The organism is Streptomyces sp. NPDC048825 (genome assembly GCF_043198355.1).
GTDB lineage: Bacteria > Actinomycetota > Actinomycetes > Streptomycetales > Streptomycetaceae > Streptomyces > Streptomyces xiangluensis.
The window spans coordinates 72,335-89,307 of record NZ_JBICUR010000020.1; the positions used below are offsets into that span (position 1 = coordinate 72,335).

Genomic DNA, 16,973 nt, shown 5'->3' on the forward strand with positions numbered 1-16,973 from the left:
GCGATACAGTTAGATAATTATAGTATCCGCACTGAATACACCAGGAGCGCGGCGTGACGGATCTCTACGACCAGTTCACGAGCCTGACCTTCGAGCGGCCGGCGCCCGGCGTGCTCCGTATCGTGCTCGACGCCCCGAACCTCAATGCCGTGGATCCTCGGATGCACGGCGAGCTGGCCGACATCTGGCCGGTCGTCGACCGGGACGAGCAGACCCGTGCCGTGCTGATCCAGGGGGCGGGCAAGGCGTTCTCGGCCGGCGGGACCTTCGACTCCATCGAGGGCCTGATCGAGGACCACGGGGTGCGTGCCCGGGTGATGCGCGAGGCACGGGACATGGTGTACGGGGTGATCAACTGCTCCAAGCCGGTGGTCTCCGCGATCCACGGCCCGGCCGTCGGCGCGGGGCTGGTCATCGGCATGCTGGCGGACATCTCCATCGCCGCCCGCACCGCGAAGATCGTCGACGGCCACACCCGCCTCGGCGTCGCGGCCGGTGACCACGCCGCCATCTGCTGGCCCCTGCTGTGCGGCATGGCCAAGGCCAAGTACTACCTGCTGACCTGTGAGGTGCTCACCGGCGAGGAGGCGGAGCGGATCGGCCTTGTGTCGAAGTGCGTGGACGACGAGGACGTGCACGCCGAGGGTCTGCGGGTGGCGACCGCGCTGGCCGCCGGGCCCGCAAGTGCCATCAGCTGGACCAAGCGGTCCCTCAACCACTGGTACCGCACCGCCCAGCCGATCTTCGAGGCCTCGCTGGGCCTTGAGTTCTTCGGGTTCGCGGGACACGAGGTCGTGGAAGGGCTGGCCGCCCACCGCGAGAAGCGTGCCCCGGACTTCGAGGGCGTGGGCGACAAGCACCCGCTCGATCTCTGACAGCAGGTCCCTGGTTCCGCTGATTCCGTACGGAGAGGATTCCACCATGGCGTCGGAGCACACCACCACCGCCGAAGTCGCCCCGCTGGTACAGGGGTTGACGTACGAGGACATGCCCGTGGGGCTGGTCTTCCGGACCGCCCGCCGCACCGTCACCGAGACCGATCTGGTCAACTTCATCACCTGGGGCGGCTTCACCGAGCCGCTGTTCTGGGACGCCTCGCACGCCGCGGAGGGCGGCTACACCGGCCGGCTGGTCCCGGGCGGGCTGACGTACTGCCTCGCCGAAGGACTCGTCCTGCAGACGAACGTGCTGCACGGCACCGGCCTCGCCTTCCTGCACATGGACCTGACCGTGCGGGGACCGGTGTACGTAGGCGACACGCTCTATGCCGTTGTCGAGACCACGGGCTCCCGCCCGTCGAGCAAGCCCGGCCGGGGCGTGGTGACCAGCCGGATCACCGTCCGTAACCAGCGGGACGAGGACGTGCTCGTCTACAACCCGGTGCGGCTGATCCGGGGCAAGGACTACGGCAAGGACGACAGCAAGGAGTAGGGCAGGGAGTGGGGCCAGGACCAGGGCGAGGACTACGGGGCTCCGAGCCGCTGAGCCCTGGGAACGGCCGGCACCAGGGTCAGCCCGGGACCTCCTCCGGATGCGGCGGCATCGGCGAAGGCTCCGCCGTGCACCCAGTCGGACGGCATCGGGGGGCGCGGCGGGGGCTCGTGGTCCGGGACGGCCATCGAGTACAGGCGGGTGTAGCGGAACTTCGCCTCCAGGTTGTCGAGCACCGACCAGTACTCGTAGCCGCACACGTCCACCCCGGCCGCAACGAGTCCCGCCAGCCAGGACAGCCTGGCGCGCAGCAGAGCCCGGCGCCGCGCGTCGTCACAGCGTCCCGTCTCGTCGACCAGGTCCAGATCGCCCATGCCGTTGTCGACGATGGACAGCGGCGGCAGCAGGTCCCCGTACAGGTCGTGGAGGCCGGCGACGGCATCGGCGAGCCCCTCGGGGAGGATGGGCCAGCCGTACGCCGTCGTCTCCACGTCGTCGAAGGGGACGATCGCGAAACCGAGGCCCACCAGCAGGCGATTCACCTCGTTGAGGGCGCTCAGGCACTTCGTGGTCGGAAGCACGCGGGGCAGGTTCTCGGGTGCCGTGACCCGGAAGGGCGTGTGCCAGGACAGGCCCAGCAGGTCCTGTGCGGTGGCGATGATGTCCAGGTCTCCGGGCCGGACGCAGCCGGTGGCCTCGACCGGTGAGATGTCCTCCTCGGTCACCATGTGCTCGCCGAGCAGCATCGGGTCGAGGAAGAGGCGGTTGGTCCAGCTCTCCAAGCGTTCCAGGGCGAGGCGGTCGAAGGGGTCGTCGGTGGCCGGGTAACCGCCGACGAGCGTGATCGTGGTGCCGATCCGGCCGCTCGCGCCGGCGGCCCTGAGGGCCTGGGCCGCGAGACCGTTGGCGAGCAGGATGTGGTGGACCGTGGGCAGTCCCGCGCGGCCGATACCCCGGCCCGGGCCGTACATGCCGGCCACGTGGTCCGCGAGCGTGGGCCCGGCGAGATCGGTGGAGGTGATCCAGCGCTCCACCCGGTCGCCGAAGCGGCGGCCCAGCTCGGCGGCGTACGCGGCGAAGTGCTCGGCGGTGTCGCGGGCGAGCCAGCCGCCGGCGGCGTCCAGCCAGGGCGGCAGTGACCGGTGGAGCAGGGTGAGGCCGGGCCGCAGGCCGCGCGCGATCAGGGAGTCGAGTGCGCGGTCGCAGCGGTCCAGGGCGTCCCGGTCCCAGGTGCCGGGGCCGTCGGGCTGGAGCTGCGGCCATCCGGCGACCATCCGGTGTGCGTCCACGGGGGCGCCGACCAGCTGCCGGATGTCCTCGGTCCACTGCCGGAAGTGCCCGCCCTGCTCCGGCGGGGGTGGCGGTGGGGCCGCGATGGTGTCAGCGGTGGCGACTCCCCAGTCGACACCGCGGAAGGATTCGTGCAGGGAACCATCGCTCATGGTTACCGTCCAGGCGATGAATGGTTAAGCGCATTCAGCTGAATGCACGCCGACGGACGCTAACACTTCGAGCAAACTACGACAATGTTTCGGCCAGATCTCTCTGGTTCGGCCGGATCATGTCGGTCCGAGGTCCGGGTCATGCCGGTCCGAGGCATGGGTCATGCCGGTCCGAGGTCCGGATCAGGCCTGTCCGAGGTCCGGATCAGGCCTGTCCGAGGATGAGGTCGGATGCCCGCCAGGCCATGGCCATGATCGGCGCGTTCAGGTTGCCGGACACCATCGTGGGCATGACCGAGCAGTCCACGACCCGCAGGCCTTCGACTCCGCGTACGCGCAGCTCAGGATCGACGACGTCCTCGTCGGCCGGCCCCATGGCGCAGGTGCCGACGGCGTGGTAGCCGCAGCGCCCGTGGTCCAGGCCCGCGTCGATGATCTCCTGGTCGGCCTGCACGGCGGGGCCCGGCAGCGTCTCGGCGGTGATCCGGCCGGCGATCGGCTCGGTCTCGAAGAGCTCCCGCATCCTGCGGAAGAGGGCGGTTCCCACGGTGCGGTCGTGGCCGGACCCGTAGTAGTTCGCCGTGATGGTCAAGGGCGCCTCGGGATCGGCCGAGGTGATGTGCAGGCCTCCCTCAGCGGTGGGGCGCAGGATGTAGCCGAGGCCCATCACGCCGGGCTCGCGCTCCACGCCCGTCTCCTTGCCCGGGACGTCCGGCAGCAGGGAGACCGGTGCGATCAGCAACTGCGCGTCCGGGCGGGGGAGTTCGGGGCGGGTCTTGAAGAAGGCGATGACGTCGAAGGCGGGGGCGGCCAGCGGTCCGCTGCGTGTCGCCATGTATCGCATCCCCGACAGGGCCTGCCGCAGCGGGGTGCTCAGTGCCTTGTTGTAGCCGAGGTTGTCCTTCAGCCGGTACTGGACGACGAAACAGCGGTGCTCGCGCATCCTGCCGCCGACGTGCGGGCTGTCGACCAGGACGTCGACGCCCGCCGACTTCAGTGTCTCGGCCGGTCCGATGCCCGACAGCTGAAGGATCTTCGGCGTGGCGATGCTGCCTGCGGAGAGGATCACCTCGCGACCGGACAGGACGTCGCTCTCCTGGCCCTTGCTGCGGGTGCGGACGCCCACCGCCCTGCCGTTCTCCGTCAGGACCTTTGTCACGACGGTGTCGACCGTCACGGTCAGGTTCGGCCGGTGCGCGACCGGGTGCAGGAAGGCGCGGGCGGCGCTGAACCGCTGCCCGTCCTTGATGGTGGCCATGGCGTAGCCGATGCGTTCGTCGTCGCTCGCGTTGAGGTCGTCGGCGCGGCTCCAGCCGAGTCCGGTACCGGCGGCGATGGCCTCTTCGCACAGCGGCTCGGGCTTCGGCGCGGTGGAGACGTGCAGCGGGCCGCCCGCGCCCCGGACCTCCGAGGCACCCAGCGCGTTGTCCTCCATCTGCTGGAAGACCGGCAGCATCGTGTCCCAGCCCCAGCCGGGGTTGCCGAGCCGCTCCAGCTCGTCGTAGTCGGCGCGGTCGCCGCGGTTGTAGACCATGCCGTTGACGGAGCTCGATCCGCCGAGCGTGCGGCCCCGGACCCAGTGTTCGACCTTCCCGGTCGGACTCACCGGTTCCACCGGGTAGTGCCAGGCGAACCGGGGATCCCCGAGCAGCTTGCCGAAGCCCTTGGGCATCTTGATCAGCGGAGTCGTGTCCCGACCGCCCGCCTCGATCAGCAGCACGGTCGTGCCGGGGTCCTCGGAGAGGCGGCCCGCGAGCACGCACCCCGCCGAACCGGCGCCCACCACGATGTAGTCGAACGTCGTCATGCGATCTCCCTCACCCGTGTGCCTGACTCACCCGTGCCTGACTCACCCGTGCCTGACTCACCCGTGCCTGACTCACCTCTGCCTGAGTCACCGGTGCTCACTCGCCCGTACTCACTCGCCGAAGGGGCGGAACTCCTCGTCCTGCCACCAGGGGTAGACGGGGGGCATGTCCTTGCTGACCCGGCCCGGGAACTCCGGGGGTCGCTTGGCGAGGAACGACTCGACGCCCTCCGTCGGGTCCGGGCCACCGCCGATCTGGCTCATGATCCGCGAGTCGAGCCGGTGCGCCGTCATCGGGTGGGGCTCACCGAGCATCCGCCACATCATCTGCCGCGACAGCGCGACCGAGATGGCCGAGGTGTTGTCGGCGATCTCCCGGGCGAGTTCGTACGCCGCCGGCAGCAGCTCCTCCGGCGGGTGAACGGAGCGGACAAGACCGGCCGCCAGCGCCTCGTCGGGGCCGAAGACGCGACCGGTCGCCACCCATTCCATGGCCCGCTGCATCCCTACGGCCCGCGGCAGGAACCAGCTCGCGGCGGACTCCGGCACGATGCCTCGGCGGGCGAAGACGAAGCCGAACTTCGCCGAGGTCGACGCCAGCCGGATGTCCATGGGCAGGGTCATGCTGGCCCCGACGCCCGCCGCCGGGCCGTTGATCGCGGCGATGACCGGCTTGGTGCAGGAGAAGATCCGCAGCGCGACCCGGCCGCCGGTGTCCCGGTGCCAGGCACCGGCCGTACGGTGGTCGAAGGTCGAGCGTCCGCTGCTGACGTCGGCGCCCGCGCAGAAGCCGCGCCCGGCACCGGTCACCACGACCACACGTATACCGTCGTCGGCGTCGGCCGCGTCCAGGACGTCGAGCAGGTCGTGCATCATCTGCGGGCTGAAGGCGTTCAGCTTCTCGGGCCGGTTGAGGGTGACGGTGAGGATCCCGTCCGCCGCCTCGGCCCGCACGGTCTCGTACTTCCGCTCATACTTCTGCCCGTACTCGCGCTCGTAGTCCTGCTCCGGCATCCGCGTCCTTCCTCCGTCACCCCGCGAGCTGGTTCTCAGAAAGCTAAATTAGTTATACCATTCAACTCTACCGACTCACCCATGCCTACGGCGGTGGAGATGAAGGATCTGATGACGGATCTGGTGGTGACGGCCGTCGGGCCGGTCCGGCTGGTCGAGCTGAACCGGCCGGAGCAGCTCAACGCGATGAGCGAGGAGCTGCATTCGGGCCTCGCGTCGGTGTGGGACGACCTCGCCGCCGACCCGGAGGCACGGGTGGTCGTGCTCACCGGGCGCGGCCGGGCGTTCAGCGCCGGCGGCAACCTCGACACCATGACCCGAGTCCAGCGCGACGCCGACTTCCGGGAGCAGCAGGTCGACGAGGCCCGCCGGATCATCACCGGCATGGTCCGCTGCCCGCTGCCCGTGATCGCGGCGGTCAACGGTCCCGCCGTGGGCCTCGGCTGCAGCCTGGCCCTGCTGAGCGACCTGGTGCTGATCGCCGACGATGCCTATGTCGCCGATCCGCACGTCCAGGTCGGGCTCGTCGCGGGCGACGGCGGCGCCTACATCCTGCCGCTGCTCGTCGGCCTGACCCGGGCGAAGGAGCTGCTGTTCCTGGGTGACCGGGTGAGCGCCGAGGACGCGGTCCGGCTGGGCATCGCCAACCGTGCCGTGCCCAAGGACAAGCTCATGGACGAGGCCATGGACCTGGCCGGACGGCTGGCAGCCCAGCCCGCGCAGGCGCTGCGCGAGACCAAGCGGGCGGTGAACCGGCACCTGGAGCAGGCCCTCGACACCGTGATGGAACCGGCCCTGCTCGCCGAGCGGGACACCATGCACGGACCGGACCACATCGCCGCCGTGGAGCGGATCATCGCCTCGCGCGGCCGTCGCTGAGCGGGAGAGCCCGAGAGGAGTTCGGGAGAGGAGCACAGGGGAATGGACTTCGCGTTCAGCGACGAGCAGGAGGAACTGCGGCGCACGGTACGGGCGTTCCTCGCCGACACCTCGCCGGAGACCGAGGTACGGCGCCTGATGGAGACCCCGGAGGGCTTCGACCGGGCGCTGTGGCGCCGGATGGGCACGGAACTCGGTCTGCAGGGGCTGGCCGTCCCCGAGGAGTACGGCGGCGCCGGGTGCGGACCGGTCGAAGTGGGCGCGGTCATGGAGGAGATGGGCCGCGCGCTGCTGTGCGCACCGTTCCTCTCCTCGGCGGTACTGGCGACGACCACGCTGCTGCGCAGCGACGACGAGGAAGCCCGTAAGAAGCTCCTCCCGGGGCTGGCCTCCGGCGAGCTCGTCGCGACGCTGGCCCTGACCGAGGACTCCGCCCGCTGGGACGCCGAGGGCGTGCAGCTCACCGCCCGTGAATCCGCGGGAAGTTGGCTGCTGAACGGGCACAAGACGTTCGTACTCGACGGCGCCTGTGCCGACGTCGTCCTGACGGTTGCCCGTACCGGCGACGACGGCATCGGCGTCTTCTGGGTGGACGGCGACGCGAGCGGGCTGACCCGTGAGCCGTTGCCCACGATGGACCCGACCCGCCGGCAGGCGCGCCTCGACTACGACGACGTACCGGCGACCCGGATGCGCACCCACGGCGACGGCTGGGACCTGGTGGCTCAGGTGCTCGACCATGCCGCGGTGGCGCTGGCCGCCGAGCAGGTGGGGGTGGCCTCGCGAGCGCTGGAGACGGCGGTGGAGTACGCCAAGGTACGGCACCAGTTCGGGCGGCCCATCGGATCCTTCCAGGCCGTCAAGCACCTGCTGGCCGACGTCCTCCTCGAGGTGGAGTCGGCGCGTGCCGCCGCGCACTACGGGCTGCTCGCGGCCCAGAACGACGACCCGGAGCTGCCCGCGGCGGCAAGCCTGGCCAAGGCGTTCTGCTCCGACGCCTGTCTGCAGGCGACGGAGCAGAACATCCAGGTGCACGGAGGCATCGGCTTCACCTGGGAACACCCGGCCCACCTCTACCTGAAGCGGGCGAAGACCTCACAACTGCTGTTCGGCGATCCGGCATACCACCGGGAACTGCTCGCACAGCGCATCGGTATGGAGTCGGAGGAACGGCATGAAGGTCGACGGCAAGCTCAATGTGTGGGGCACCGCAGCGGTGGTCGAGGAGGCCCGGCACCACGAGAAGGCGGGCTACGACGGCCTGTGGGCCTCGGAGTCCAAGCATGATCCCTTCCTGCCGCTGCTGCTCGCGGCCGAGCACACCGACCGCCTCGAGGTCGGTACGGCCATCGCGGTGGCCTTCGCCCGCTCCCCCATGCAGCTCGCGTACACCGCGCACGACCTGCAGGCGTACTCCGGCGGGCGGTTCTCGCTCGGTCTCGGCAGCCAGATCAAACCGCACATCGAGCGGCGGTTCGCCATGCCGTGGAGCAGGCCCGCGGCCCGTATGCGGGAGTACGTGAGCGCGCTGCGCGCCATCTGGGCCGCCTGGAACGAGGGCGAGAAGCTCGACTTCCGCGGCGACTTCTACACGCACACGCTCATGTCCCCCTTCTTCTCTCCCCCGCCTGCCCCCGGCGGCGCGCCGAAGGTCTTCGTGGCCGCCGTCGGGGAGGCGATGACCCGGGTGGCGGGCGAGGTGGCGGACGGGCTGCTCGCGCACGGCTTCACCACCGAGCGGTATCTGCGGGAGGTCACCCTGCCGACCGTCGAGGCCGGGCTCGCGGGCTCCGGCCGCACGCGCGCCGACTTCTCCGTGTCCCATCTGCTGCTGACCGCGACCGGCCGGACCGAGGAGGAGATGGCCCGCGCGGTGGACGGCACCCGGCGCCAGATCGCTTTCTACGGCAGCACTCCCGCCTACCGCGGCGTCCTGGAGCTGCACGGCTGGGGCGAACTCGGCGACGAGCTCAACGCGTTGTCGAAGTCCGCCCGCGAGGACAAGTGGGAGGCGATGGGCCGGCTCGTCGACGACGACGTGCTGAACGCGTTCGCAGTGGTGGCGGAGCCGGAGCGGGTGGCGGCGGAGATCAGCCGCCGGTACGGGTCGCTGGTCGACCGGGTGTCCTTCTACACCGCGTACGAGATCGACGCCGAGGTGTGGGAGCCCGTCGTCCAGGAGCTGCACAGCAGCTGACGACGGCGCTTGGTGACGGCAGTTGGTGACGGTCAGCCGAGCAGGTCCAGGACGGTCGTCATGGACCTGTTCTGCAGCAGATAGTCCTCGGCCTCCTGGAGGTGGAGCCGCCACAGCTCCTCGGCGGCCTCACCCCGGCGGGCGGCCACCAGGTCGACCAGCGCGACATGGGCGCGGAAGCCCCTGCGGTTGGCCCGCACGTTCTCGGGGCTGCCCGCGTCGAGGTCGACGTGGGACCAGTTCGCCTGGTCGATGATGTGCCGGACCATGCCGTTGAGAACGGTGAGCGTCTGGTTGCCCGCCAGTTCGACGACGAGGGCGTGGAACTCCATGTGGGCGCGGATGAAGGCCGACGGGTCGTCCATGAGCCGCTCGGCCTCGGCGACGGCGGCCCGCAGCCGCTCCAGGTCCTCGTCCGTGCGCCGCTCGGCCAGCAGGCCCGCGCACGGCGCCTCGATGACGGTACGCGCGTCGTAGACGTCCTTGAGGGTCGTGCCCCGGTACTCGAGGACCACCCCGGCGTAACGGGCGGCCACCGTGCCTTCCGGGACCTGCACCCGCGCTCCGCCGCGGGCGCCCCGGCGCACGCTGATCAGCGACTCCGACTCCAGCACCCGAAACGCCTCGCGCAGGGTCGGCCGGGATACGGCGAACTCCTCCATGAGCGCCGTCTCGGACGGCAGCGCCTCGCCCTCCGTCAGTTCGCCGCGCACGATCATCCGGCGCAACCGTGCCGCCACCAGCTCGGCCATCTTGGGCACGCGTACCTGGGCGCCGCCGAGCCCGCCACCGCCCCTTCTCCCTGTCGCACTTGTCACAGGGCCCACCTCCGTCCGACCCGCGGGCGCGGAACACAGCCGAACCCCTGGGTGGACTCACTGTACAACTAGATAACTCTTTTAACTAGGTCATCGAGTTTGTCACAATGAGGTGCTCGGCCAGGGACACCAGCAGGGCGCGGCCGACCGACCGCTCGCGCATGTCCCCCATCAACAGGGGGACTTCGGGGTCGAGGTCCAGCGCCTCGCGGACCTCCTGCTCGGTGCGGTCCCTGTGGCCGAAGAAGCAGTTGACGCCGACCACGAAGGGGATGCGGCGGCTCTCGAAGAAGTCGATGGACGCGAAGCTGGTCTCCAGTCGTCGGGTGTCGGCGAGGACGACCGCGCCGAGGGCGCCGTGCACGAGGTCGTTCCACATGAACCAGAAGCGCTCCTGGCCTGGCGTCCCGAAGAGGTAGATCACCAGCTGGGGGTTCACCATGATGCGGCCGAAGTCCATGGCCACCGTGGTGGTGGACTTCCGCTCGACGCCTTCGACGTCGTCGACGCCCACGCTCGCGACCGTGAGGTACTCCTCGGTACGCAGGGGCGCCACCTCGCTCACTGCCCCGACGAGGGTCGTCTTGCCCACGCCGAAGCCGCCGGCCACGAGGATCTTGACCGCTGCGGGAGCGGTGCCGGCAGCGGTGCGTTGGATGAGGTCAAAGTCTGCGGAGGCCATCCCTCACCGCCCGAAGTAGGTTCATGTCCATCGTGCTTCCTGCCGCGACAGCGAGCGGCGGACGGGTGGTCGCCCTGCCCAGGGCGACCAGGTCGTCGATCAGGATTTTCGCGACCGAAATGGGCAGGTCCAGCCCAGCGGCGATCTCGGCCACCGCCGCGGGCGCGCGGCACTGCCGGAGGATTGCGCGGTGCTCGGGTTGCAGGCCGCGGGAGGCGGCTCGCCCTGGGGGCTCCGGTTCGACGGTCGTGACGAGGGTGATCAGGGTGAGGTCGTCACGTGCCGGCGCGGTCCGGCCCTGGGTGATCGTATAAGGCCGTACGGACTGCGCGTCCGCGTCGTCCGGCTCCATGCTGTCCGCCCAGTGGCTCACTCACGTACACCGCCCTCGACGGCGGGCGCCGCGATGCGGGCCTCGCTTCCCAGGCGCTGGCCCACCTGCTGCATGAGCGTGTGCATGGCCACGGCCATCAGTTCGGCGTCCACTTCCTGGGACGCCACGACGGCCAGATGCGTGCCCCGGCCCGCGGCGGTGATGAACAACCACAGGTCGGCCAACTCGACGATCACCTGGTGCACGGGACCGCCGTTGAACAGCGTGCCGACGCCGCGGGCCAGACTCTGCTGGCCCGTGGCCACGGCGGCGAGGCGCTCGGCGTCGCCGCGGGCGATGGTGCTGGACTGGCTCACCACCAGACCGTCGTCGGACAACACGATGGCGTGCCGGGTGCCCGGGACCTGTTCGACCAGACCGTCCAGCAGCCAGTCGAGATCCTGATGAGTGGCGGTCGTTCGCAGTGTCATGGTCAGTCTTCCGTCGGGATGCTTCTACGGGGCGGCACGACGCCGGCGGAGCCGTGGTCTGCCGTGGTGCTCGTACTCCTGACCAGCCGGGACTGGCGTTGGAAGGCGCCGATCGTGGCGCCGGAGCGTGCCGGGGTGGGCCGGGGTGGCGTCGTTCGCTCGTCGTCCGGGCGTGCGTGCACGGCCGCGTCCGGGTTGCGCAGCTCGTCGACGAGGCTCGCCTGCCGTACCCGCTTGGGCAGCGGCTTCACCACGACCGGCGCGGCGCTCGTGGGCAGTGCCGCGACGCGGCCCGACCCGAGGTTCCCAGGCGGCGGGCCGAGCGTCTCGCGCCCGGCTTTCGCGTAAGGTGCGTCGGCCGTCTCCGGCGAGGCGCCCGTGTACGGTGCGCCGACCGTCTCCGGCCCGGCGTCCGCGCGTCGCCCGCCGACCACCTGCGGCACGCCGTAGGGGCGCGGCCCGAACCACTCCGCGCCCAGCGGGTCGTCGGTCCCGGGCGGGCCGCCGACAGGGACCGGGTGGCCGGCGCCCGGGTCGGCCTCGTGCCCGGTGTCGGGTCCGGCGTGCGTGACGGCGTCCGGCGCCGGCGGCCAGGAAGCGACGGCCTCCTCCGGCCCCGTCTCCGAATGTTCGGAGGCTGCGACGACTTGTTCGGCGGCCGCGACGACGACAAGCTCGTTGGGGATGAGCACGACCACGCGGGTCCCGCCGAACGCGGAGGGGCGCAACTCCACATGGAGGCCGAGTCCCTGTGCCAGCCGGGCGACGACGTACAGCCCGAGCCGGACATCGTCGGCCCGTGACATCACGTCCATGCGGGGCGGATCGGCCATCAGCCGGTTGATCGCCTCGTACTGATCGTCGTCCATGCCCACACCGCGGTCCTCGATCTCCACCGCGAGCCCGCGCCCCACCCGGGCTGCGTACACCTCCACCGGTGTGGGCGGCCTGGAGAACCCCACCGCGTTCTCCATGAGTTCTGCCAGGATGTGGATCACCAGGCCGACCGCGCGCTCGGACAGCCAGAGGCGGCCCTCCACTTCGATCTGGATCCGCCGGTAGTCCTGCACCTCGCTCTGGGCGGAGCGGAGCACGTCCAGCAACAGCACCGGCTTGCGCCAGCGGCGCTGGGGCTGGCCGCCGCCCAGGATCACCAGGTTCTCCTCGTAGCGGCGCAGCCGGGCGGTCAGATGGTCGAGGTCGAACAGGTCCTCCAGGACCTCCGGGTCCTCGTGCTTGCGCTCCAGTTCGCTGAGCTTCTTCATCTGCAGGCCGATGAGGAGCTGGGTGCGCCGGGCGATGCGCTGGAGCAGTTTCTCGAAGCCGTGGAACTGGCCGACCTGGGCCACCGTGGTGTCGAGGGCGGTGTGGCGCGCAAGGTTGAGCGCTTGGCCGAGCTGGCCGAGTTCGTCGCCGCCGTGCCGGATCGCCGGGAGTTCGGCGTCCGGGTCGACGGACTCTCCCCTGCGCATGCGCTCCACCACGTCCGGCAGCCGGGTCTGCAGGTCCAGGGCGGCCGTGCGCAGCGCGCGGATCCGGCGGCGCAGCATGCGGGTGAACAGCATGGTGACCCACGCGACGAGGACCACGGCCACCGCGTTCGTCACGCTGGTGACGATCAGCCGGTTCTCCATCGCCTGAAGCTTGTCGTCGGTGGCGGCCGTCAGGGTCTTGGAGTAGGCGGCGTTGCGCTCCTGGAGTCCGGCGGTGACCTGTTGAACGCTGGAACGCCAGGTCTTGCCGAGTGCGGTGGAGAACTTGTCGGTGCCGGTACCGCCGAGCACGGCCTGTTCGACGCCGGTCTTCTCCTTCCACGCGCTTCCCGCCATCAGCTTGCGGAAGGCCGCCGCCTCGTCGTCCGGGAGCAGCGGCACGACCTTGTTGTCGTAGATGAGCCGCTGGGAGCCGATCCAGCCGGCCAGCTGCGCGCGTTCGCCGGCGGAGAGCCGGCCGGTGACCGAGGCGCGGGTGAGGAGCGCGTCCTCACGCGAGATCATCTCCACGCCCCAGTTCTCGTCGATGGCCGGCCGTGCGAGATGGTCGATGCCGGGCAGACCCACGTTGCTCAGCGTGTTGAACACTTCCAGGTGCCGCGCGATCAGGCCCGTATAGCGGTCGAACGTCTGCTGCTGCGAGGCGCCCCGGGCGTCCACCGCTGTTCGGTAGCCGTCCAGTTTCAGCAGCTCGCTGCCCAATGCGGCGACGTCGCGGCGGATGTCGTCCGGAGCGTTCCACCCGCTGCCAGGCAGTGCCTCGACGCCCTTGACTGCCGCGTCGGTTCGGGCGCGCTGTTCGCGCAGCCGCTTCTGGTACGCGGCGGGGTCGGCCAACGCCGCACCGCTGAGCCGGCGTTCCTCCTGAAGACTGAAGAAGGCGCCCATGACCGGGCGAGCGGCCTGAGTGGACACATCGTTGCGTTCCACCTGCCGCCGCCAGTCCACGTAGAGCTGCGTGGAGCTGGTCGCCCACAGGGCTGTGAGGGTGACGATGGGCACCAGCGCCAGGATGAGCAGGACCGTGCGCAGCGACAGCTGCCGGCCGCCTTCCGGCTCCGGTTGGCCCTGTTTCTTCGACGCACGCGCATGCACTGCCACTTGAGGTCCCCAGCGATGCTCCATGGGCGAGCCGCTCCGACAGGGCCCGCGCGATGCGGAGATGCTAGCGGCTAGTACAGCTAACTAAATACACTCAGAGCAATTGGTGCTTTACATTTAGCGAGCTGTTATCTCGCCGGGTTCTCCGGCACGAAGTAGGGCAGCGTGATCCGGTCCGTGAAGGGCCGGAAGTCCACGCGCACACGCATGCCGATGACGACGTCGCCCGGATCGGCCGCGTCGACGTGGGTCAGCAACGTGCCCCCGTCGTCGAGGTCGACGACTGCCAGTGCGAAGGGTGCGTCGAAGCCGGGGCCGGGTGCGCGGTGCACCACGGTCACCGAGTAGACGGCCCCCCGGCCCGCACTCGCCTCGTACCGCCAGTCGCCGGACATGCAGCCCGGGCACGCCGGTTCGGGGACGAAGAAGCGCAGGCCGCAGGCGGGGCAGTGCGGGATGACCAGTTCACCGCGCCGGGCCGCTTCCCAGAACGGCTCCGACAGCGGGGTGGGTTGGGGCACAGGCCTGCCGGTCATCGGATCCTCCCCAGCACGCTCATCTCGTAGTGCTGCGCACCCGACCCGGCGTTGCCGACGACCGCGAGTTCGGCGTCCGCGATCTGGTGCACTGCGGTGCCGCGCAACTGCCGTACGGCCTCGACGACTTTGAGCGTCATCTGCTGCGTTCCGTTCCAGGCGTACGACAGACAGCCGCCGTCCGGGTTGACCGGATGCTTGCCGCCCACGGCGATGGAGCCGCTGGCGGCCAGCGGTCCGCCCTCTCCCTCGCCGCACAGCCCGAGGATCTCCAACTGCCGGATTATCTCGAAGGAGTTGGGGTCGTAGAGGGAGAAGACGTCCACGTCGTGCGCGCCGATCCCCGCCATCGCGTACGCACGTGCCGCGGCGTCCCGCCCGAGCTGACCGACCTCGCGGTGGAGCGCCGGATTGGCGTACGCGGCCTGGTGGTACTCCATCGCGCCGCCGAGCACCGCGATGGGCGGGTGGGGCAGGTCCCGGGCACGTTCGGCGGTCGTCACCACGAGCGCGGCGCCGCCCTCGCCGACGATGCAGCAGTCGAGGAGATGGAAGGGGGTGGCGACCATGCGGGAGGCGAGCACGTCGTCCGCGGTGTACGGGCCGCGCCCGTACATCATCGCCTCCGGGTTGGTGGTGCCGTTGTTGCGGATGGTGGCGGCGACCTCCGCGAGCTGGCGGGAGGTCGTGCCGTACTCGTGCATGTGCCGTGCCGCCACGAGCGCGAACTGGGCGACGACATAGCTGCCCCAGACGTCGGCGAACTCCAACGGCACCCCGGCCCCGACGGGACCCGCACCGCGCGAGACCAGTTTGCAGCCGCCGACCACGACGGTGTCCGCGTATCCCGCCTGTACCGCGGCGGCGGCCTTCAACAGCCCCCGGGAGCCCGCGTTGTCCAGCATCGAGTCGCTGGTCCAGCGCAGGTCGCGGCCGAGTGCCCGCGCCCAGGAGCTGCCCTCGCCGGGCACGCCGCCGGGCCCCGGCCAGTCGACCTGGGCGCCGTCGATGTCGGCGGGCGTGAGCCCGGCGTCCGCGATCGCGCCGCTCACCGCTTCGAGGGCGAGGTCCATGGCGTCGCGGTGCGGAAGGGACAGCGCCTGCTCGGTGGCGTGCACACCGACGACGACGGGCCGGCGGCCGTTCACGGGCTCACCGTTCACGGCCTCACCGTCCCGCGCCGAGCTGGTCGCCGCCGGGGTAGCCGCCACCGTCGAAACGCTCGTCGAGCGCCTCGTAGTCCTTGGCGAAGTCCTTGGTGCGCGGCAGCGCGTCGACGAACTCCACCGTTTTCGGCTTCTTGTACGAGGCGATACGCGCCCGGCAGTGCTCGATGACGTCCTCGGCCGTGACCGACTCGGCGTTCGCCTGGAGCACGACGACGGCCTTGACGTCCTGTGCCCAGCGCTCGTTGGGGACGCCGATCACGGCGGCCTCCTTGACGGCCGGGTGCGACTCGATGCAGTTCTCCACCTCGGCGGGGAAGATGTTCTCGGCCGCCGACTTGAGCATGCGGGTCGTCGTCCCGAGGAAGCTGATCGTGCCGTCCGCCTCACGCCGCCCCAGGTCGGTGGTGTGCCACCAGCCGAAGCGGAAGCGCTGCTCGTTGATCTCCGGGCGGTTCCAGTAGCCGAGGTGGACAAGGTCGCCGCGGACGCAGATCTCACCGGCCTCGCCCACCTCGCACTCCTTGCCGGTGCCGTCGAGGATGCGTACGGCGGTGGAGGCGCCGGGCCGTCCCGCGTTGCCGGCGCCCGAGCCGCCGTAGGCGCCGGTCACGGCGAAGCCGGTCACCTCGGTCTGCCCGTAGCCGCGGCCCTCGCCGCCGCCGTTGCGCGTGAACCGGCTCTGGTCGGTGGGCACGGTGCCCTGCCACAGGGGGGCCGCGACGCTCGCCCGCAGGTGGGAAAGGTCGTGGCCCGCCTCTTGGTTCAGCGCGACCAGTTGGGCGATGGTCGGCGGCATCAGATACGCGTGGGTGCACTGCTCCGCCGCCAGCAACGGCAGCAGTTCCTCGGCGACCACACGGCGGACGACGACGTTCTTGCCGCCGTGAACGAAGGCCGGGACGCCCCAGAACTGGTAGTTGCCGATGTGGAACATGGGTCCGGCGCCGAGGAAGGCGGTCTCCTGCCCGATGTCCCCCATCCAGGCGGTGCTCGCGCCCATCGCGAGCAGGTTGCGGTGCGAGAGCATCGAGCCGGACTGCCGTCCGCTGATCGCCGCGGTGTAGATGACCAGGAGCGCGGAGTCGGGGTCGACGTCGGCGGCGGGGTCGTCGGGTGAGCCGGAGGCCAGGAAGGACTCGTACGACTCCGGGCCCGCAGCGCCTTCCAGGTCATGCCGCAGCCACAACGCCTGGTGGTCGCTGCCGAGTTCGGCGCGCGCCTTCCTGACCGTGTCGCCGATCTCCTCGTCCTGCCAGACGACGACACGGGGGTCGAAGTCCTCGACGGCGAACGCCATTTCGGGGGCGGCCCAGCGCCAGTAGCCGGGGCAGACCATGGCGCCGATCTTCGCGGCGGCGCCGAGCAGCTCCCAGATGCGGAAGGAGTTCTGCCCCAGCCACAGGATCCGGTCGCCCGGCCCGACGCCGGCGTCCGCCAGGGCGTGGGCGAGCCGGTTGGTGCGCTCGTCCAGCTGCGGCCAGGTCAGCCGGACGTCGCCGTCGACGAGGGCGACGCCGTCGGGGTAGGACCGTCGGTGCTCACGGATGATGTCGCCGAACGTCAGGCGGCGGGCTGGATTCATGCTCTTCGGCTCCAGGAG

At 70.6% G+C, this 16,973-nt stretch carries 16 protein-coding genes; 5 read left to right on the plus strand and 11 right to left on the minus strand.

Going from position 1 to position 16,973, the window contains the following annotated elements; genetic code table 11:
• Window positions 1-53: 53 nt before the first annotated feature.
• Complete coding sequence (locus ACGFNK_RS36910) at window positions 54-875, plus strand: enoyl-CoA hydratase/isomerase family protein (RefSeq protein ID WP_386338228.1); 822 nt, start codon at window positions 54-56, stop codon at window positions 873-875.
• Window positions 876-921: 46 nt separating this feature from the next.
• Window positions 922-1,431 (plus strand): MaoC/PaaZ C-terminal domain-containing protein, encoded by a 510-nt coding sequence (locus ACGFNK_RS36915; RefSeq protein ID WP_393423123.1) that lies wholly within the window; start codon window positions 922-924, stop codon window positions 1,429-1,431.
• A gap of 32 nt (window positions 1,432-1,463) precedes the next feature.
• Here the strand turns inward: ACGFNK_RS36915 and ACGFNK_RS36920 are convergent, their stop codons facing one another.
• The 3 genes from ACGFNK_RS36920 to ACGFNK_RS36930 form a co-directional block, all read right to left on the minus strand.
• Entirely contained in the window at window positions 1,464-2,873 is a 1,410-nt protein-coding gene (locus tag ACGFNK_RS36920) for a family 1 glycosylhydrolase (protein ID WP_393423125.1), read from the minus strand.
• Between the two features lie 205 nt (window positions 2,874-3,078).
• Entirely contained in the window at window positions 3,079-4,680 is a 1,602-nt protein-coding gene (locus ACGFNK_RS36925) for a GMC family oxidoreductase (protein ID WP_393423127.1), read from the minus strand.
• 111 nt (window positions 4,681-4,791) lie between these two features.
• Window positions 4,792-5,694, minus strand: a complete 903-nt coding sequence (locus tag ACGFNK_RS36930; protein ID WP_393423129.1) for a crotonase/enoyl-CoA hydratase family protein — start codon at window positions 5,692-5,694, stop codon at window positions 4,792-4,794.
• A gap of 81 nt (window positions 5,695-5,775) precedes the next feature.
• Here ACGFNK_RS36930 and ACGFNK_RS36935 point away from each other — a divergent pair, with 81 nt between their 5' ends.
• The 3 genes from ACGFNK_RS36935 to ACGFNK_RS36945 are packed head-to-tail and all read left to right on the plus strand — an operon-like array spanning window position 5,776 to window position 8,770.
• Window positions 5,776-6,573: an enoyl-CoA hydratase/isomerase family protein gene (locus ACGFNK_RS36935; protein WP_393423131.1), complete on the plus strand. Its 798-nt coding sequence runs from the start codon at window positions 5,776-5,778 to the stop codon at window positions 6,571-6,573.
• 42 nt (window positions 6,574-6,615) lie between these two features.
• The gene (locus ACGFNK_RS36940) at window positions 6,616-7,860 is read left to right on the plus strand and encodes an acyl-CoA dehydrogenase family protein (RefSeq protein ID WP_393423133.1); all 1,245 of its coding nucleotides are present in this window, start codon (window positions 6,616-6,618) and stop codon (window positions 7,858-7,860) included.
• Window positions 7,748-8,770: a TIGR03617 family F420-dependent LLM class oxidoreductase gene (locus ACGFNK_RS36945; RefSeq protein ID WP_393423135.1), complete on the plus strand. Its 1,023-nt coding sequence runs from the start codon at window positions 7,748-7,750 to the stop codon at window positions 8,768-8,770. Before ACGFNK_RS36940 ends, ACGFNK_RS36945 begins: the two co-directional genes overlap by 113 nt.
• 32 nt (window positions 8,771-8,802) lie before the next feature.
• Here ACGFNK_RS36945 and ACGFNK_RS36950 read toward each other — a convergent pair whose 3' ends face one another.
• From ACGFNK_RS36950 to ACGFNK_RS36985, 8 genes are all read right to left on the minus strand, one after another.
• Entirely contained in the window at window positions 8,803-9,588 is a 786-nt protein-coding gene (locus tag ACGFNK_RS36950) for a FadR/GntR family transcriptional regulator (protein WP_393423137.1), read from the minus strand.
• Between the two features lie 85 nt (window positions 9,589-9,673).
• A complete protein-coding gene (locus tag ACGFNK_RS36955; RefSeq protein WP_393423139.1) occupies window positions 9,674-10,270 on the minus strand; it encodes an ATP/GTP-binding protein in 597 nt (198 codons plus the stop codon).
• Complete coding sequence (locus ACGFNK_RS36960) at window positions 10,251-10,622, minus strand: DUF742 domain-containing protein (protein WP_386338428.1); 372 nt, start codon at window positions 10,620-10,622, stop codon at window positions 10,251-10,253. The genes ACGFNK_RS36955 and ACGFNK_RS36960 overlap by 20 nt, the downstream gene beginning before the upstream one ends.
• Window positions 10,623-10,639: 17 nt before the next feature.
• Window positions 10,640-11,074: a roadblock/LC7 domain-containing protein gene (locus ACGFNK_RS36965; protein ID WP_393423141.1), complete on the minus strand. Its 435-nt coding sequence runs from the start codon at window positions 11,072-11,074 to the stop codon at window positions 10,640-10,642.
• Between the two features lie 2 nt (window positions 11,075-11,076).
• Complete coding sequence (locus tag ACGFNK_RS36970) at window positions 11,077-13,668, minus strand: nitrate- and nitrite sensing domain-containing protein (RefSeq protein ID WP_393423143.1); 2,592 nt, start codon at window positions 13,666-13,668, stop codon at window positions 11,077-11,079.
• A 128-nt stretch (window positions 13,669-13,796) separates the two neighbouring features.
• Window positions 13,797-14,204: a Zn-ribbon domain-containing OB-fold protein gene (locus ACGFNK_RS36975; protein WP_393423145.1), complete on the minus strand. Its 408-nt coding sequence runs from the start codon at window positions 14,202-14,204 to the stop codon at window positions 13,797-13,799.
• Window positions 14,201-15,367 (minus strand): thiolase family protein, encoded by a 1,167-nt coding sequence (locus ACGFNK_RS36980; protein ID WP_393423147.1) that lies wholly within the window; start codon window positions 15,365-15,367, stop codon window positions 14,201-14,203. The genes ACGFNK_RS36975 and ACGFNK_RS36980 overlap by 4 nt, the downstream gene beginning before the upstream one ends.
• Window positions 15,368-15,371: 4 nt before the next feature.
• Window positions 15,372-16,955: an AMP-binding protein gene (locus ACGFNK_RS36985; RefSeq protein WP_393423149.1), complete on the minus strand. Its 1,584-nt coding sequence runs from the start codon at window positions 16,953-16,955 to the stop codon at window positions 15,372-15,374.
• Window positions 16,956-16,973: the final 18 nt, after the last annotated feature.

What these genes read in the sequence shown, in the direction of transcription:
- ACGFNK_RS36915 (WP_393423123.1), top strand. Translation starts at nt 922, where the DNA reads ATGGCGTCGGAGCACACCACCACCGCCGAAGTCGCCCCGCTGGTACAG.
- ACGFNK_RS36920 (WP_393423125.1), bottom strand. Translation starts at nt 2,873, where the DNA reads ATGAGCGATGGTTCCCTGCACGAATCCTTCCGCGGTGTCGACTGGGGA.
- ACGFNK_RS36925 (WP_393423127.1), bottom strand. Translation starts at nt 4,680, where the DNA reads ATGACGACGTTCGACTACATCGTGGTGGGCGCCGGTTCGGCGGGGTGC.
- ACGFNK_RS36930 (WP_393423129.1), bottom strand. Translation starts at nt 5,694, where the DNA reads ATGCCGGAGCAGGACTACGAGCGCGAGTACGGGCAGAAGTATGAGCGG.
- ACGFNK_RS36935 (WP_393423131.1), top strand. Translation starts at nt 5,776, where the DNA reads ATGCCTACGGCGGTGGAGATGAAGGATCTGATGACGGATCTGGTGGTG.
- ACGFNK_RS36940 (WP_393423133.1), top strand. Translation starts at nt 6,616, where the DNA reads ATGGACTTCGCGTTCAGCGACGAGCAGGAGGAACTGCGGCGCACGGTA.
- ACGFNK_RS36945 (WP_393423135.1), top strand. Translation starts at nt 7,748, where the DNA reads ATGAAGGTCGACGGCAAGCTCAATGTGTGGGGCACCGCAGCGGTGGTC.
- ACGFNK_RS36955 (WP_393423139.1), bottom strand. Translation starts at nt 10,270, where the DNA reads ATGGCCTCCGCAGACTTTGACCTCATCCAACGCACCGCTGCCGGCACC.
- ACGFNK_RS36960 (WP_386338428.1), bottom strand. Translation starts at nt 10,622, where the DNA reads ATGGAGCCGGACGACGCGGACGCGCAGTCCGTACGGCCTTATACGATC.
- ACGFNK_RS36965 (WP_393423141.1), bottom strand. Translation starts at nt 11,074, where the DNA reads ATGACACTGCGAACGACCGCCACTCATCAGGATCTCGACTGGCTGCTG.
- ACGFNK_RS36975 (WP_393423145.1), bottom strand. Translation starts at nt 14,204, where the DNA reads ATGACCGGCAGGCCTGTGCCCCAACCCACCCCGCTGTCGGAGCCGTTC.
- ACGFNK_RS36985 (WP_393423149.1), bottom strand. Translation starts at nt 16,955, where the DNA reads ATGAATCCAGCCCGCCGCCTGACGTTCGGCGACATCATCCGTGAGCAC.